The organism is Mesorhizobium sp. CA14, assembly GCF_020165195.1.
Classification (GTDB): domain Bacteria; phylum Pseudomonadota; class Alphaproteobacteria; order Rhizobiales; family Rhizobiaceae; genus Mesorhizobium.
This window is the reverse complement of sequence record NZ_JAIUHR010000001.1, coordinates 408,231-423,365: the sequence shown is the minus strand read 5'-3', so window position 1 is coordinate 423,365 and position 15,135 is coordinate 408,231. Positions and strand designations below refer to the sequence as shown.

General features: G+C 63.4%; 15 protein-coding genes. 7 read left to right on the top strand and 8 right to left on the bottom strand.

Annotated elements, in window-relative coordinates:
- The first annotated feature begins 79 nt into the window (after nt 1-79).
- Nucleotides 80-1,201, top strand: a complete 1,122-nt coding sequence (locus LB565_RS02030) for a beta-ketoacyl-ACP synthase III (RefSeq protein ID WP_224581512.1) — start codon at nt 80-82, stop codon at nt 1,199-1,201.
- Nucleotides 1,202-1,211: 10 nt separating this feature from the next.
- Here the strand turns inward: LB565_RS02030 and LB565_RS02025 are convergent, their stop codons facing one another.
- Nucleotides 1,212-1,778 carry a methyltransferase family protein gene (locus LB565_RS02025; RefSeq protein ID WP_224581511.1) on the bottom strand — a complete coding sequence of 189 codons (567 nt, stop codon included), beginning with the start codon at nt 1,776-1,778 and terminating at the stop codon, nt 1,212-1,214.
- 182 nt (nt 1,779-1,960) lie between these two features.
- On the opposite strand from LB565_RS02025, the gene LB565_RS02020 reads away from it, so the two are divergent.
- Nucleotides 1,961-2,587, top strand: coding sequence for an MOSC domain-containing protein (locus LB565_RS02020; protein WP_224581510.1), 627 nt, complete (start codon nt 1,961-1,963; stop codon nt 2,585-2,587).
- 171 nt (nt 2,588-2,758) lie between these two features.
- On the opposite strand, the gene LB565_RS02015 is transcribed toward LB565_RS02020, so the two are convergent.
- From LB565_RS02015 to tsaA, 3 genes are all read right to left on the bottom strand, one after another.
- Nucleotides 2,759-3,598, bottom strand: coding sequence for an SDR family oxidoreductase (locus LB565_RS02015; RefSeq protein WP_224581509.1), 840 nt, complete (start codon nt 3,596-3,598; stop codon nt 2,759-2,761).
- 143 nt (nt 3,599-3,741) lie between these two features.
- On the bottom strand, nt 3,742-4,056 hold the full coding sequence (locus LB565_RS02010; RefSeq protein ID WP_224544847.1) for a DUF2293 domain-containing protein: 315 nt from the start codon (nt 4,054-4,056) through the stop codon (nt 3,742-3,744).
- The gene (tsaA, locus tag LB565_RS02005; protein WP_224581508.1) at nt 4,053-4,559 is read right to left on the bottom strand and encodes a tRNA (N6-threonylcarbamoyladenosine(37)-N6)-methyltransferase TrmO; all 507 of its coding nucleotides are present in this window, start codon (nt 4,557-4,559) and stop codon (nt 4,053-4,055) included. The genes LB565_RS02010 and tsaA overlap by 4 nt, the downstream gene beginning before the upstream one ends.
- Nucleotides 4,560-4,699: 140 nt before the next feature.
- Here tsaA and LB565_RS02000 point away from each other — a divergent pair, with 140 nt between their 5' ends.
- Both LB565_RS02000 and metF read left to right on the top strand, forming a co-directional pair.
- A complete protein-coding gene (locus LB565_RS02000; RefSeq protein WP_224581507.1) occupies nt 4,700-5,707 on the top strand; it encodes an ArsR/SmtB family transcription factor in 1,008 nt (335 codons plus the stop codon).
- Nucleotides 5,707-6,624, top strand: coding sequence for a methylenetetrahydrofolate reductase [NAD(P)H] (gene metF, locus LB565_RS01995; protein WP_224581506.1), 918 nt, complete (start codon nt 5,707-5,709; stop codon nt 6,622-6,624). Before LB565_RS02000 ends, metF begins: the two co-directional genes overlap by 1 nt.
- A gap of 390 nt (nt 6,625-7,014) precedes the next feature.
- Here metF and LB565_RS01990 read toward each other — a convergent pair whose 3' ends face one another.
- Entirely contained in the window at nt 7,015-7,935 is a 921-nt protein-coding gene (locus tag LB565_RS01990) for a DMT family transporter (protein WP_224581505.1), read from the bottom strand.
- A 210-nt stretch (nt 7,936-8,145) separates the two neighbouring features.
- Here LB565_RS01990 and LB565_RS01985 point away from each other — a divergent pair, with 210 nt between their 5' ends.
- On the top strand, nt 8,146-9,366 hold the full coding sequence (locus tag LB565_RS01985) for an alanine racemase (protein ID WP_224581504.1): 1,221 nt from the start codon (nt 8,146-8,148) through the stop codon (nt 9,364-9,366).
- A 156-nt stretch (nt 9,367-9,522) separates the two neighbouring features.
- Here the strand turns inward: LB565_RS01985 and LB565_RS01980 are convergent, their stop codons facing one another.
- Nucleotides 9,523-10,254 (bottom strand): SDR family oxidoreductase, encoded by a 732-nt coding sequence (locus LB565_RS01980; RefSeq protein WP_224581503.1) that lies wholly within the window; start codon nt 10,252-10,254, stop codon nt 9,523-9,525.
- Between the two features lie 128 nt (nt 10,255-10,382).
- On the opposite strand from LB565_RS01980, the gene LB565_RS01975 reads away from it, so the two are divergent.
- On the top strand, nt 10,383-11,288 hold the full coding sequence (locus tag LB565_RS01975; protein WP_224581502.1) for a LysR family transcriptional regulator: 906 nt from the start codon (nt 10,383-10,385) through the stop codon (nt 11,286-11,288).
- Nucleotides 11,289-11,364: 76 nt separating this feature from the next.
- Here LB565_RS01975 and LB565_RS01970 read toward each other — a convergent pair whose 3' ends face one another.
- Together LB565_RS01970 and LB565_RS01965 are read right to left on the bottom strand one after the other, a co-directional pair.
- Nucleotides 11,365-12,543 (bottom strand): lytic murein transglycosylase, encoded by a 1,179-nt coding sequence (locus tag LB565_RS01970; RefSeq protein WP_224581501.1) that lies wholly within the window; start codon nt 12,541-12,543, stop codon nt 11,365-11,367.
- A 183-nt stretch (nt 12,544-12,726) separates the two neighbouring features.
- Nucleotides 12,727-13,518: a GH25 family lysozyme gene (locus LB565_RS01965; RefSeq protein ID WP_224581500.1), complete on the bottom strand. Its 792-nt coding sequence runs from the start codon at nt 13,516-13,518 to the stop codon at nt 12,727-12,729.
- 234 nt (nt 13,519-13,752) lie between these two features.
- On the opposite strand from LB565_RS01965, the gene LB565_RS01960 reads away from it, so the two are divergent.
- Entirely contained in the window at nt 13,753-15,135 is a 1,383-nt protein-coding gene (locus LB565_RS01960) for a serine hydrolase domain-containing protein (RefSeq protein ID WP_224581499.1), read from the top strand.

Below are 15,135 nucleotides of genomic sequence, written 5' to 3'. Positions count from 1 at the left end.
TTAAGCTGGAATAAACCGGGCAAATGCGACAAGTGTAGCGCCTCGCCTCGGCACAGCTTGCCCCTCGGACGGATTGGACATGCATCGCGTCATCATCAGCGGCATCGGCGCCGAAATCCCTGAGCCCGTCATCACCAATGAAGAGCTGGTCGCAAGCTTCAACAGCTGGGTCGACACCGAGAATGCGCGCCGCGCCGACACCCGCGAGCCGCTTTTGCAGAAATCGGACAGCGACTTCATCGTTCACGCCTCGGGCGTGAGAAGCCGCCATGTGATCGAGCGCGAGGGCATCCTCGACCCGACCCGCATGTCGCCGCGCATTCCGGCGCGGCCGGACGACGCGCTGTCGCTGGAGGCGGAGTTCGGCATTGCCTCGGCCAGGAAGGCGCTTGCCCATGCCGGGGTCGACGGGTCGGAGATCGACTTGGTGATCTGCTCTGCCTCGCATCATCAGCGGCCCTATCCGGCCATCGCCATCGAGATGCAGGAGGCGCTGGGCACCAAGGGCGCCGGCTTCGATATGGGGCTCGGCTGCTCTTCCGCCGCGGCGGCGCTGCATGTCGCGGTCAACCTGGTGAGGGCAGGGGCGCATAAGCGCATCCTGGTCTCGACACCGGAGATCATCACCGGCCATCTCAACTTCCGCGACCGGCAGACGCATTTCATCTTCGGCGATGCCTCGGTCGCCATGGTCGTCGAGGGACTTGCGCAGGGCGAAAAGCGGCCGGGACGCTTCGAGGTGCTCGACACGCGCATCTGGACGCAGATGTCGAACAACATCCGCACCAATCTCGGCTATTACACGCGCACCGCCCAGGACGATCCCTACATGATCAACCTGGAAGGCAATCTCATCAAGCAGGTCGGCAACAAGGTGTTCAAGGAAGTCACCGTCGCCGGCCAGAAATTCATCGTCGAGTTCCTTGCCGAGCACGGGCTGACGCCGCATGGCATCCGCCGCTTCTGGCTGCATCAGGCCAATGCGCGCATGAATGCGATGATCCTGAAACTGTCCTTCGGCCACGACGTCGACCATGACCGCGCGCCGATGGTGCTGGAGCGGCTCGGCAACACCGCCGGCGCCGGCGCGATCGTGGCGCTGTCGGAGAACCATGCCGACATGAAGGCCGGCGATTTCGGCCTGATCTGCGCCTTCGGCGCCGGCTATTCGATCGGCGGCGCGCTGCTGCGCATGCTTTGAGGATGCGGCTTCAGGCCGGCGCGAAGGGCACCAGCATCGGCACGCGCCTGGCGTAGTCGTCATAGGCCGGACCGAGCTCGTTGCGCAGGAAGTTTTCTTCCAACCTCGCCTTGACGACGACGCCGACGAGCAGCAGGGCGGCGCCGGCAATACCCCATACGGTGCCCTTGATCGCCATGGTGGCGAGGACGGACAGCAGCAGTCCCGTGTAGATCGGGTGACGGACCAGGCCATAAGGGCCGGTATCGACCACGCGATGATCCGCCTTGGCCGTGACAGTGGCGGACCATAGCCGGCCGAGATGCAGGCGCGCCCACCAGGCGAAGGCGATGCCGATGGCGATCAAGGCGACGCAGATCCAGGCTTCGGTAAGCGTCGGCGTCCAAAGCCGCAGCCGGCCGCCATAGCCGTGCGCCGGCACGAACAGCAGCGCGGTGCCGGCCACCCAAAAGACGCGATAGCCTGCCTCCGACTTGAGGTCCGCGCGCTTCTGCGCCGGATCGGCCCAGGCAGCGGCAAGAATCCAGGATACCACCCAGAACAGCCAAAGCGCCCCGACAGCGTGTCCAACCTGCATGATCGAGCCTCCTCCCGATATAGCGCGCATCGTTTATGCCGGCCGCACGGCGGCAATGCGACGTGTAGTGAGGCGGGGGTGGCATTTTCTGGTAATAACCTCGTGATCGCCATCAAACGGTGTGATCGGATCATCAGCGCTTTCGACTGGACCGCATTCTCAGCGGCCTTTAGACCAGCGGCATGCAGGAAACGAACCTCGAGCTTTTTCCAGCGGCCGAACCGATGGTCGACATCGTGCCCGGCCGCAAGCTGACGGCAAAGGCAGCGGCGCTCTATGCCGCTCCGCACGATCACTTCGAGACGAGGGCGGTCGAGGAACTGCGGCTTGGCTTCGACGGGATCGCCGGCGACTTCCATGGCGGAACGACGCGGCGTTCCGGCGGGCGGGAACCCTGGTATCCGCGCGGCACCGAGATGCGCAACGAGCGGCAATTGTCGCTTATCGCGGCGGACGAGCTCGCCATAGTCGCCCAACGCATGGGTCTCGAGGAGATCAAGCCGGAGTGGATCGGCGCCAATCTTGTGATCGAAGGCGTGCGGCATCTTTCGATGTTGCCGGCCGGCTCGCTGATGTTCTTCAAGGGCGGCGTGACGCTCAAGATCGACGGCCAGAACAAGCCGTGCCGCGTTGCCGGACAGTCGATAGCCGAGCATGTCGGCGCAGCGGATCAGGAGTCCACCGCGCTGCTCTTCCCCAAGGAGGCGAAGCGGCTGCGCGGCCTCGTCGCCTGGGTCGAGAAGCCGGGCGTCATAAGAGCTGGCGAAGAGATTTCCATCCGGGTGCCGGAGCAGTGGATCTATCGGTGAGGCATGCTGATATTCAGGTGAGGTCGGCCTGCGAACGGCGATTTCCTGCGCTTCCGGTACTCACGTGCCCAAACGCACGCTCCGTTCCGGTTCTCGGAAACCACCGTTCTCGACTCGCCCTGACCTGAATCTCAACATGCCTCGGCCGGTCTGGGCCCGGCCAAGGCAGTGTCAGGCTTTCCGGTTCCTGTTGGCGCCCTGCGCCATTACCGAAACATGGTCCCACTTTTCCCAGGTGGCGATGCGGTTGGCATATTCCTGCCTGATCATCGGCAGGCCGCCATCGCCGAAGAAGACCCTGAGCGGCGGCTCGGCGGCATCGACGATCGCCAGCATCGCCGGTCCGGTCGCTTGCGGATCGCCGGCGACCGAGCGGCTGCGGCGCTCGGCCATCGCCGCGCGGACCGGCTCATAGGCGTCCAACGGCTTGGAAACCTTGGCCGACGGCCCGGCCCAGTCCGTGGAGAAGCCGCCGGGCTCGACAAGGGTGACGTGGATGCCGAAGCCGGCAACCTCCAGGCTGAGCGACTGGCTGAAGGCTTCCAGCGCCCATTTCGAGGCGTGATAAAGGCCGAGCGAGGCAAAGGCGTTGACGCCGCCGATCGAGGAGATCTGGATGATGTGGCCGGAGCGTTGCGCCCGCATGATGGGAAGCGCGGCTTGCGTCACCCAAAGCGCGCCGAAAACGTTGGTCTCGATCTGGTCGCGCGCTTCCTGCTCGGTGACTTCCTCGATGGCGCCGAAATGGCCGTAGCCGGCATTGTTGATGACGACATCGAGCCGGCCGAAACGCTTCTGCGTCGCGGCGATCGCGGCTTCGACCGCCTGTTTATCGGTCACATCGAGCTGCATGGCAGCGACCCTGTCGCCATATTTCTCGAGGAGATCGGCAAGCGTGCCGGCATCGCGCGCGGTTGCGGCGACGCGATCGCCGCGGGCGAGCGCGGCCTCGGCCCAGACGCGGCCAAAACCCTTCGACGATCCGGTGATGAACCAAACCTTATCAGTCATGATCTGCTATCCGCCCAGAGGGCGATGAATTCGGGGGATAAACGGAGGAATCTCCGTTTATCCCCCTGTACGGCGCCGCCGCAGTTTTTCCAGAGGCGGCACCCGAATTAATTGGCGGGATGCGGCGTAGAGGGCGCAGACGCCTATTCGTCCTCGTCGTCTTCCTGAAGCAGGCGTGTAGCGCGCCAACGCGTGAGCACCTCATTGGTCCGCCCGATCACGAAGAAGCGCGCCGAATCCCGGTCATAGCCCTCGGCGAGCAACTTCTCGTAATCGGTGTGGACATGGCGGACATGGGCGATGGTGGCCAGCCACACTGCGATCGTCGGGGGCAGGGTCTTCATGTGCACGGAACCGGCGTCGGCGCGGATCTTTTCCATGTCGGCATAGGGCGCAAGCGGCAAGAGCGCGGTCAGCGCCTTGGCGATGGCACGGCGGCGGCCGGTGGGGGCGCTCATTTCTCGTCTCGCCCGGCAATCGTCGCTTCCGGGAAGGCATCCGTGGAAGCGTAATAGGGCTTGATGTCGATGACCGGCGTTCCGTCGAGCACATCGATGGCGTCGATCCCGATCCGGCCGGCCTCGATGTCGAGTACGACGAGTTTCGCCACATGCAGGCCGACAGGGTTGGGCCGGGCAGGGGAACGCAGCGAGAAAACGCCTTTCGGTTCAGCCGCATGGCGCGGTTTCTGCACAATCAGATTCCGCGGCGCGTGATGGAGCCAGGACAGGATGACGACGTGGCTGGCGCGTTCCAGGTTTTGCAGCCCCGGGCGGTAGGGCTCGTCGATCACGACCGTCGCGGCTCGCCGCGATTCCCGGGCGGCGCGCATGTTCTTGGGGCAATCCTCGCGACTGGCCCAGGGCGAGACGATGCGGCCGATGAAGACGACATGGCCGTCCGGCCGCAACTCCGCCGGATCGGCGGCAAGAAGCGTCTCACCTTCGCGCGTCTCAAACATCTTCTTCACCCCACGCAAAAACCGTCTGTCAGGCGCGGATCACGGCTGCGCCATTTTCTTGTCCGGAAGCGACATAGCGCTTGCCAGAGTTTCAAAATCGACATAAACATATCTTTATATCTTTCAACGAGAACCCGCTCATGCATATCTCGCTCGACACAATGGTAGATACATTGAAGGCGGCGGCCGAATCCAGCCGGCTGCGCATCCTGGTGCTGCTGGCGCGAGGGGATCTCACCGTCTCCGACCTCACCGAGATCCTTGGCCAGTCGCAGCCGCGCGTCTCGCGTCATCTGAAGCTGCTGCTCGATGCCGGGCTGATCGGCCGTTATCAGGAAGGATCCTGGGCTTTTTTCAGGCTGACCGACATCGATAATTCGCGCGATTTCGTCCAGCGTCTGGTGTCGGGCATAAGCGAGGCCGATCCGCAGGTGGTGCGCGATCTCGAGCGGCTGGCCGCGGTGAAGCGCAAGCGGCAGGACCGGGCCGCTGAATATTTCTCCGAGAATGCCGCGAGCTGGGATCACATCCGCTCGCTGCATGTGCCGGACCGCGCGGTGGAGGCGGCACTCATCAGGCTCGTCGGCAAGCGGCCGTTCCAGTCGATGCTCGACCTGGGTACCGGCACGGGCAGGCTGCTCGAAATCTTCGCGCCGCTCTACCGGCGCGGCGTCGGCATCGACATGTCGCGTGAGATGCTGACCGTGGCGCGCGCCAATCTCGACAAGGCCGGCATTGCCAATGCGCAGGTTCGCCAGGGCGATATTTTCTCGCCTCCGGTCGAGCGCAACGCCTTCGATCTCGTCACCATCCACCAGGTGCTGCACTATCTCGACGATCCAGCCCGCGCCATCGCCGAAGCGGCGCGGCTGCTCAGGCCATCGGGCCGGCTGATCGTCGTCGACTTCGCGCCGCACAATCTCGAATTCCTGCGCGACCAGCACGCCCATATGCGGCTGGGCTTCTCCGACCGGCAGATGTCCGACTGGTTCGAGGAGGCCGGACTCGATGTCGAGGACAGCCAGGAATTCGAGCCGCGCGGCGGCAACGAGGCAGGGCTCACGGTGAAGCTTTGGCTCGGCCGCGACCGTCGTCTTTTGATCGCCGATCCGTCCAACGATTCCTTGCCAGTAGGGGAAACAGCCTGATGAACCAGTTCCGCTTTTCCCGCCGCCCTGACATCGGCGACAAGGTCCAGGTTTCGTTCGAATTTTTCCCGCCAAAGACCGACGAGATGGAAGCAAGGCTATGGGACACGGTCACGAGGCTGGAGCCGCTGAAGCCGAAATTCGTCTCGGTGACCTATGGCGCCGGCGGCTCGACCCGTGAGCGCACGGCGCGCACGGTCAAGCGCATCCTCAACGAGACGACGCTGACACCGGCGGCGCATATGACCTGCGTCGATGCCGCGCGCGATCAGGTCGACACGGTCATCCGCGAATTCGCGGATATGGGTGTCAAACGTTTCGTCGCGTTGCGCGGCGATCCGGCGGCCGGTGTCGGCGCAAGTTACCACCCGCATCCCGATGGCTATGCCAATGGCGCCGAACTGGTGGGCGCGCTGAAGAGCGCCGGCGATTTCGACATCTCGGTCTCGGCCTATCCGGAAAAGCATCCGGAAAGCCCGGATTTCGCCACCGACATCGACATGCTGAAGCGCAAGGCCGACAATGGCGCGACGCGGGCGATCACCCAATTCTTCTTCGACAACGATCTTTACGAGCGCTATGTCGAGCGGGCGCGCCGCGCCGGCATCTACATCCCGATCGTGCCGGGCATTCTGCCGGTGCATAATTTCACCCAGGTCGCCAATTTCTCTTCGCGCTGCGGGGCGCTGGTGCCGGCATGGCTGGCCGAGCGCTTCGAAGGGCTGGAGAACGACCCGCAGACGCATGCGCTGGTGGCCTCGGCGGTGGCGGCCGAGCAGGTGCTCGACCTTGTCGAGCGCGGCGTTGGCGACTTCCATTTCTACACGATGAATCGCGCCGACCTCGTCTTTGCCGTCTGCCACATGATCGGCATCCGCTCGCACGAAGCGGAGGCGGCCGGATCCGCCGCGGCTTGAGCCAAAGCTGTAACGGAAGTTAGGGTTTGCAATGGAAAAGGCCGGGTAGAACCCGGCCTTTTCGAACTGTTGGACTATTCTCGGTATTTAGTCTTCCCGGCTTTGGCGGGTCAGGGAAGAACACCTATGATAAGGGCACCGATGAATGCAAATGCGGCACAAATCATCAAAGCGTTGATCGGCCTCGTCAGTCCCATGCCATAGCCTCCTCTTCAGAGCTATGGCCGGAATCTAGAGTCATTTGGGTCACAGGCAAGCGGAAAACGTGCTGCAATGCGACATGATTGTGGAATTTGCGACCTGGAATTTGCCGTTAGCCGTTGAAACTCTTCGGCAAAAGCCGGCTTCGCGGTTGTGAATAAATTGTGGCGGCGCTGTGACATGACACCGCTACCATTTGCCGAACAATCGCCCGTCGATGGTGATCAGGCCGAGTCCGATCAGGGTCATGCCGCCGATCTCGAACAGCGCCAGCCGCTCGCCGAGGAAGAGGAAGCCGAGCAGCACCGCGCTGACCGGCACGATCAAGGTGACCAGCGAGGCATTGGTGGCGCCGGCCGAGGCGACAAGGTTGAAATAGAGGATATAGGCAAAGGCGGTGGACAGCAGGGCCAGCCCCAGCACCGCGGCCCAGACCGGTGGCGAGGCCGAGAACAATCCCGTCGGCCCCTGGGCAATGAGCACGATGGGGATCATGATGATGCTCGATGCCGTCAGTTGCCCGGTGGCGATGACCGGCGACGGCACGCCCTTGAAGCGGCGCGCGATCATCAGGGCGATCGCGTAGGACACTGAGGCGCCGATCAGGGCGAACTTGGCCCAGACAGGGCCGCCGAGGCCGGCAATAAGGCCCGGGCCGATCATTACCGCTGTTCCCGCAACACCTAGCGCGATGCCGGCCAGCTTGTTCCAGGACAGCTTTTCGTCGGTCGTGAGCGCGTTGGCCAGGACAAGCGTCCAGAACGGCGTCGTGGCGTTGAGCACCGAGGCGACGCCGGCGCCGAGCTGCGTCTGGCCGGCGAAGATCAGCGAGAAGGGCACGACGTTGTTGGTGAGCGCCAGCAAGAAGAACAGGCCGGCATGCGGGAAGGCGAGCCGGAACGAGGGGCCGCAGACCGCCAGATAGAGCTGGAGTGCGATCGCGGCGATGGCGACGCGAAACAGCACCAGCGCCAGCGGGTGGATTTCGGAAACGGCAATACGGGCAAAGAAGAACGAGCCGCCCCAGATCGCGCCGAGCAAGAGAAGCTGCGCCCAATCCTTGAGCGTCATCGGTCCGCGCGTCGGCGCGGCGGCGGCCGTAATGGACATGTCCTGTTCCTCCCCGGGCCGATCGCAATCTCAGCCGTCACACCTAACCAACCGATATCGCGTCCGCAGGCAAGGGCCACCCGAAACCTGACTGGTGGTTTAGCGTCGCCAAAATGTGCAGCAAGCCGCCCGGGTCGCCAGACACAGAACTGTTTTCTTTGGCGGCTAGCTAGGATTAATTGTGCGCGCTCCAGACCCGAGGATTCGTCCATGCAGCGATTCGAAAATGCCCGTGATGCGGCACTGGCGCTTCGTCCCGACGATCCGGTCTATTGTTTCCGCCCGCAGGTGCTGAAGGAGGATGCCCTGCAGTTCATGGGCATGTTTCCTGGCAAGACCGCTTATGCGGTCAAGACCAATGGCGAGCAGATCGTGCTGAAGACGCTGGTCGAGGCCGGCGTCGGCACCTTCGACGTCGCATCGCCCGGCGAGTTCGCCGCCGTGCGCGCGGTCTCGGCGGATGCCGAGATGCTCTACATGCACCCGGTCAAGGCGCAGTCGGACATCAAGCTGGCCCTGGAGAAATACGGCATCCGGGTGATCTCGCTCGACCATGAGGACGAGATCACCAAGCTGACGCGGGTGGTGCGGGCGCTCGATATCGACCCGGGCGCCATCACCGTCTTCGTGCGCATCCAGACCAAGGGCCATGCGGCTTACGAATTGTCGAAGAAATTCGGCGCCGGGCCGGCCAATGCCGTCGAGCTTGCCGAGCGGCTGAACCGCACCGGCTACAAAGTTGGCCTCTGCTTCCATGTCGGCAGCCAGATCGAGGATCCCGACACCTATGAGCGGGCGCTGGCCTCGGCCGACTGGGTGCGCAACCGCCTGACCTTCGACATTGCCGGGCTGGATGTCGGCGGCGGCTTTCCCGCCGAATACGGCCACGATCCCAACCGCAGGCAGGTCGAGATGCCTTCGCTCGGCCAGCTTATGTCGCGGCTAGCCGGCGACCTGAAAGAATATCAATTCGACCAGATGCCGCTGGTGGCCGAGCCCGGCCGGGTCATCGTGGCGCGGTGCCTGTCGCTGATCGTGCGTGTGCTGCTGCGCAAGGGCAAGCGGCTCTACATCAATGACGGCATCTGGGCGTCGCTGTCGGATTCATGGACCGGCAAGATCACGCTGCCGGCACGCTTCATCCCCGATCCCGCGATCCGCACGCGCAACGGCGACGAGAAAACCATCGTGCCGTTCAAGGTCTGCGGCGCGACCTGCGATTCCGTCGATATCCTGTCCAGACCATTCTGGCTGCCGGAAACGGTCGACACCGGCGACTGGATCGAGATCGGCCATATCGGCGCCTACTCGCTGTCGCTGAGGACCCGCTTCAACGGCTTCTTCCCCGACACATTCATCGAGGTGACGACGCCCTTCGACGAAGGCGACGCGCCGCAAGGGTTCGCGAGTTTGGAGACGATGGCGGATTAGGATGTAGGCAGGTAGGGATTAGGCAGTAGGCAAAGGGCATTTACAGCCTGTAGCTCCAAATCGATCTTCCCTACTGCCTACTGCCTACTGCCTACTGCCTACTGCCTACTGCCTACTGCCTACTGCCTACTGCCTACTGCCTAGTGCCTGCCTCCCTCACGCAACCCCGCCGCCGGCCTGAATGTTCTCGCCCGTCAGCCAGCGGGCTTCGTCGCTGGCGAGGAAGACGGCGACATCGGCGACGTCGCGCGGCGCGCCGATCCGTCCGAAAGGCGACATGCTGGCCGCAACCGCACGATCGCGCTCAGGCAACAGATCGGTGTCGGTGAAGCCTGGCGACAAGGCATTCACGGTGACGCCGCGCGGCCCGAGTTCGCGCGAGAGCACCCGCACGAACTGCTCAACGGCACCCTTGCTGCCGAGATAAAGCGCCGTCTGTGTGAAGAACATCCTGGTGCCGCCAGTCGAGACCGCGATGATGCGACCGCCGTCGCGCACACGTTTGGCTGCCTCTTGAAGCGTGAAGAAGGTCCCTTTGGCGTTGGTGCCGAAGACGAGGTCAAAGTCGGCTGCGGTTGCCTCAACGAACGACTTGATGACGGCGATGCCGACATTGGCGACCACGATGTCGATGGAGCCCAACTGGCGTTCGGTCTCGTCGAACAAGCGACGGACATCAGCCGCAACGGAAATATCGGCTTGAATTGCGACTGCTTTGCCGCCGTTGCCCGTAATGGCGGACACCACGTCGTCAGCGGCTCTCTTGTCGCCGACATAGTTGATGACGACCGCAACGCCATTGGCGGCGAGCCCTTCGGCAATAGCACGGCCAATGCCGCGCGAGCTGCCAGTAACGATCGCGGTTTTGCCTTGTAACGAGTTGGACATGATCGGTTTTCCTTCGCCTTAGGGGTACCACCGGTCTTTGTTCGGGGCCGATGGCCAAGAAATAGCGATCGGAAATTAATCCGATAATGAGCTATTATCTGATTGGCTTGTTAAGCAGGAGATACATAATGCGTGGCTCCGAGTTTACCGAACTCAAGGCTTTTTCGGCGATTGTCGAGGAGGGGAGCTTCGTTCGCGCGGCCGCGCGGTTGCGGGTATCGCCGCCCGCGTTAAGCCAGACGATCCGGCAGTTGGAGGCACGTGTCGGGGTGAGATTGCTCAACCGCACGACGCGCAGCGTCTCGCCGACCGCCGCCGGCGAAACGCTGTTCGCCCGCCTTACCGTCGTGTTCGGCGAGTTGGAAAGCGCCGTGACCGAAGCCCAGGCTGGACGCGATCAGCCCGTGGGCGCGCTGCGCATCAATGTTTCGCGCATCGCGGCAATGCGGTTCATCGCGCCTATCCTTGGCGACTTCCAGCGCGCCTATCCCGACATTGCGCTGACGATTATCGTCGACGATGCGCTGACTGATATTGTCGAAGGGCGCTTTGATGCCGGCATCCGGCTTGGCGAGCGGCTGGAGCGGGACATGGTTGCCGTCAAACTCAGCGATGATCTGCGGATGGCAGCAGTCGCCGCTCCTGCCTATCTCCAGGATCGGGCGATTCCGCGCCGGCCACAGGACCTTCACCTGCACCGCTGCATCAATTTCCAGTGGCCAGGCGGTGGCGACATCTACCGATGGGAGTTCTCGCGCGGCAAGCGTTCGCTGGAAATTGCGGTGAAGGGCAGCCTTACCGTGAATGACACGGAGTTGATGCTCAACGCAGCGCTCGGCGGAGCAGGGGTGGCTTACATGATCGACTATCAGGTCCAGCCATGGATCGAGCAGGGCCGGCTGGTCCGGTTCCTCGAAGCATGGTCGCCCGGCTTTCCGGGCTTTTACCTGTATCATCCAAGCCGTCGGCATGTGCCGCCGACGCTGCGCGCGTTCATCGATTTCGTGCGGAGAAAAATAGTGAGTAGTGAGTAGTGAATTTGACCAGTAAATAGTGGCTACTCACTATTTACTACTTACTAATCACTATCTCACTACTGCCATTCACCATTCAAAGCTTCGCCAAAAGCTCCGGCGTCGGCCAGCCATCGACCGGCAACCCGAGCCGCGTCTGCTCCTTGCGGACCGCTTCGCGCGTGTTGGTGCCGAGGATGCCGTCGACCATGCCGACGTCGTAGCCCTTGGCTTCGAGCTTGGTCTGCAGGGCCTTCATCTGCTCGCCGCTCAGGCCTTGCTCGGGCGTGCGCGGATCGAATTGCGGCGCGCCGGCAAGGCGCGTGGCAAGCACGGCCGCGGTCAGCGCGTAGGTGAAGGACTGGTTCCATTCCAGATAGACGTCGAAATTGTCGTAGGTCAGGAAGGCCGGACCCTTGCGGCCCATCGGCAGCGCCAGACCAGCCTTTAGACCATTGTCGATGAGCGGGTTGCCGTTGGGTTCGGTAACATCCCATTGCGCCCATTGCGACAGCGGCAATTTGTTGGTGCGGCCGGTCTGGTCCCATGGCATCTCGTCGGGGACGCGCACTTCCTGGACCCAGGGCTGGTCGCGCTTCCAGCCACGCGACATGATCTTGTTGGCCGTCGTCATGATGACGTCCGGCACGCTGTTCCTGAGGTCGACCTTGCCGTCGCCGTCGCCGTCGACGCCCTTGGCAAGATAGTCGGTCGGCAGGATCTGCGTCTGGCCGATCTCGCCGGCCCAGGCGCCCTTGACGTCGGCCGGCAGCACGCCGCGGTCGATCAAGGTGAGCAGCGGCACCAATTGCTGCCGGAAGAGCTGAGGGCGGCGGCAATCATGCGAAAGCGTCACCAGCGCATTCAGCGTGTGGAAATCGCCCTGGACGGCGCCGAAGTCGGTCTCCAGCCCCCAGAAAGCAGCGATGATGGCCGGCTGGACGCCGAACTCCTTGTCGGCGCGGTCGAACACGTCGGCATATTTCTTCAGATTGGCCGCGCCCTGCTTCAAGCGGTAGGCCGAGATCATGCGGTTGGCGAATTCGGTGAAGATCTGGGTGAAGACACCCTGGGCGCGGTCGCGCGCCAGCGCCCGCTGCTCGATGGTGGCGTCCTCCAGCGCGTCGAGCCCGACGGCGCCGACGCCGGCCGCCTTGGCTTCGGCCGCGACGCCCTGCTTCCAGGCCTCGAAATCGCCGCCGCATTCCTGTGCCGAGGCAGGCAGCGCAAACACGCCGACAAGGAGCGCCGCCAGGATTTCAACGCGCAATCGCATCGCTTTCCTTTCGAGACCGGCGCATGGCCCCATCGCGATCCGGACCGGAATCGGACAGGCGCATGCGAGGATTTCAAAGTTCGGGAGCCGCGCCAGGCACTCGTACGAGTGCGCCGCTCCGGATTACCAGCGGTTGCATGTTTCGCCGCCCGCCGTGTCGAAAAGCAGGCGGGACGGCCGATGTCAACGGGTGTTCTGCCGCAGCCACTTCTTCCAGGCGGCCTCCGAGCCGTTGAAGACGTTGATGTCGGACTTGCCGGTCATGCCGGGCACGATGCCGGTTCCGGTGTACTGCCAGAACGTGAAGGGGTGGCTGCCGTATTTCTCGCGCGGATGGCCGGCGACCGAGCGCAGCCAATAGGGATAGCCGCGGAAGGTCGCCAGCTGGTTATCGTCGAAGAAGTCGATCGAGGTGTAGATGATCGGCTTCTTGCCGTAGTAGCGCTCGACCATTTGGAGGAAGACGGTCATTTCGCTGCGCACGGTGGCCGGATCGGGGCGCAGCCTGCAGGTCGGCGATTTCGGGTTCCATTCCATATCGAGCACCGGCGGCATCGCCGACGGGTCTCGCGGGACATTGGCGATGAACCAGCGCGCCTGGGTTTCGGCCGGGGTGCAGAAATAGAAGAAATGATAGGCGGCGCGCGGAACTCCGGCCGCTCTTGTGCGCGCCCAGTGCTCGTTGAAATAGTCGTCGAAACGATCGCCACCCTCCGTCGCCTTGATGAAAGCGAAGGAGATGCCGCTGGCCCTGGCGGTCGGCCAGTCGATCGAGCTCTGATATTTGGAAACATCCGTGCCGTGGATGGCGTAGGTCCACGGCGCGCCGCTGTCCCACTCATGCGGCTTGGAGTCCTCGAATTTGGGCGCGCGCACGGCAACCGTCTGCGACGACGGCGACAATGGTGAGAGGTCCTCCACGGTCGAGCAGGCGCCCAGTAGCGTAAGCATCAGGATGGCCGCAAGACGGCGCATGATATTCCCCGAGCCGGGATCAGCCGGCCGCTGATGGGTCCTTCATAGATGGCGGTCGCTTACGCGGGCCCCCTCCGGACGATCGCCCCACAGGACCGTCCTAGTCGCTCATTTGATCGCCGAACATGGTTGATAATCCATTGACGGCGCTCGACGATGCCGGCGATTTTGCGGAAGCAATGGCGGCAAATCGATGACATAAATCGAGCCGGCGAATCCAAAAGGCGGGGAAAGATGCGGGCTGTCGTGAAGTTCATCAAATGGCTGCTCGGGCTTGTGATCCTGGCGGTGGCGGCACTCTTCGCCTGGCTCTATTTCGCGCCACCGGAGCTGATCCGCGTCGGCTCCGGCTACTCGGCCAAGATCGTCTGCTCGAATGTATTCATCGCCGGACGCGACGCCAAAGAGGTTCTTGCCGTCGACGTGCAGGCGCCCGGCCATCCGTTGCTCAAGCTGATGAAAGTCTCCGTCGACAAGGAAAGAGGACTGGTTTCGGCGGGCTTGCTTGGGTTTCTCGGCAAGAGCGTTGCCGTCGAGCGCGATGGCGTCGGCTGCGCGTCGGTTCCGGATCGCGATACCGGCAAGGCAAGGCAGACATCGCTGCGTGCCGCGCCGCCGGCGGCGGCGCAGCCCGACGCGCTCTGGCCCGATGGCGAGCGTGTGGATGCTTCGCAGAACCCCGAAGTCGCGAAAATCGTCGACGATGCCGCCATGGCCGGCATTGGCATGCGCGCCATCGTGGTCGTGAAGAACGGCCGCGTCGTCGCAGAGCGTTATGGCGAGGGCTTTTCGGCCAAGACGCCGCTGCTCGGCTGGTCGATGACCAAGACAGTGAATGCCGCGATCGTCGGCACGCTGGTCAGGGACGGCAAGCTGGCGCTCGACAACAAGGGCCTGTTCAAGCCGTGGAAGGCCGATGGCCGCGCCGCCATCAGCCTTGCCGACATGATGGCAATGTCGAGCGGGCTGGCGTTCAACGAGGATTATGGCGACGTCGCCGACGTCACGCGCATGCTTTATCTCGAGCCGGACATGGCTGGCTTCGCCGAGGCCCAACCGCTGACCGGCGAGGCGGGAAAAGTGTTTTCCTATTCGAGCGGCACGGCCGTGATGCTGTCGCGGCTGTGGCAGGACGCGGTCGGCAACAAAGCCAAGGCGCTGGCATGGCCGCGCACGGCGCTATTCGAGCCGCTCGGCATGCACAGCGCGGTGCTCGAGACCGACGAGCAAGGCACGTTCGTCGGCTCGTCCTATCTCTATGCCACGGCGCATGACTGGGCGCGCTTCGGTCAATTCCTGCTGCAGGGCGGCATCTGGAACGGAAACCAGATCCTGCCCGCCGGTTTCGTCGACTGGATGCGCGAACCCGCGCCGGCCTCAAAGGTCTACGGCAAAGGCCAGGTCTGGATCGAAGGCCCGGGCGATGAGGAAAATCCCGGCGCGGGCGTCGCTGCAGGTCTGCCCAAGGACGCCTATTGGATGGAGGGCCATGACGGCCAGACGGCGGCGATCATTCCGTCGGAGCAGTTGGTGGTGGTGCGGCTTGGATTGACGCCGGGCAAGTTCGGCTATCGACCACAGAGGATGGTTGGGGCGCTGGTGAAGGCGCTGCACTGA

What these genes read in the sequence shown, in the direction of transcription:
- LB565_RS02030 (WP_224581512.1), top strand. Translation starts at nt 80, where the DNA reads ATGCATCGCGTCATCATCAGCGGCATCGGCGCCGAAATCCCTGAGCCC.
- LB565_RS02025 (WP_224581511.1), bottom strand. Translation starts at nt 1,778, where the DNA reads ATGCAGGTTGGACACGCTGTCGGGGCGCTTTGGCTGTTCTGGGTGGTA.
- LB565_RS02020 (WP_224581510.1), top strand. Translation starts at nt 1,961, where the DNA reads ATGCAGGAAACGAACCTCGAGCTTTTTCCAGCGGCCGAACCGATGGTC.
- LB565_RS02015 (WP_224581509.1), bottom strand. Translation starts at nt 3,598, where the DNA reads ATGACTGATAAGGTTTGGTTCATCACCGGATCGTCGAAGGGTTTTGGC.
- LB565_RS02010 (WP_224544847.1), bottom strand. Translation starts at nt 4,056, where the DNA reads ATGAGCGCCCCCACCGGCCGCCGCCGTGCCATCGCCAAGGCGCTGACC.
- tsaA (WP_224581508.1), bottom strand. Translation starts at nt 4,559, where the DNA reads ATGTTTGAGACGCGCGAAGGTGAGACGCTTCTTGCCGCCGATCCGGCG.
- LB565_RS02000 (WP_224581507.1), top strand. Translation starts at nt 4,700, where the DNA reads ATGCATATCTCGCTCGACACAATGGTAGATACATTGAAGGCGGCGGCC.
- metF (WP_224581506.1), top strand. Translation starts at nt 5,707, where the DNA reads ATGAACCAGTTCCGCTTTTCCCGCCGCCCTGACATCGGCGACAAGGTC.
- LB565_RS01990 (WP_224581505.1), bottom strand. Translation starts at nt 7,935, where the DNA reads ATGTCCATTACGGCCGCCGCCGCGCCGACGCGCGGACCGATGACGCTC.
- LB565_RS01985 (WP_224581504.1), top strand. Translation starts at nt 8,146, where the DNA reads ATGCAGCGATTCGAAAATGCCCGTGATGCGGCACTGGCGCTTCGTCCC.
- LB565_RS01980 (WP_224581503.1), bottom strand. Translation starts at nt 10,254, where the DNA reads ATGTCCAACTCGTTACAAGGCAAAACCGCGATCGTTACTGGCAGCTCG.
- LB565_RS01975 (WP_224581502.1), top strand. Translation starts at nt 10,383, where the DNA reads ATGCGTGGCTCCGAGTTTACCGAACTCAAGGCTTTTTCGGCGATTGTC.
- LB565_RS01970 (WP_224581501.1), bottom strand. Translation starts at nt 12,543, where the DNA reads ATGCGATTGCGCGTTGAAATCCTGGCGGCGCTCCTTGTCGGCGTGTTT.
- LB565_RS01965 (WP_224581500.1), bottom strand. Translation starts at nt 13,518, where the DNA reads ATGCGCCGTCTTGCGGCCATCCTGATGCTTACGCTACTGGGCGCCTGC.
- LB565_RS01960 (WP_224581499.1), top strand. Translation starts at nt 13,753, where the DNA reads ATGCGGGCTGTCGTGAAGTTCATCAAATGGCTGCTCGGGCTTGTGATC.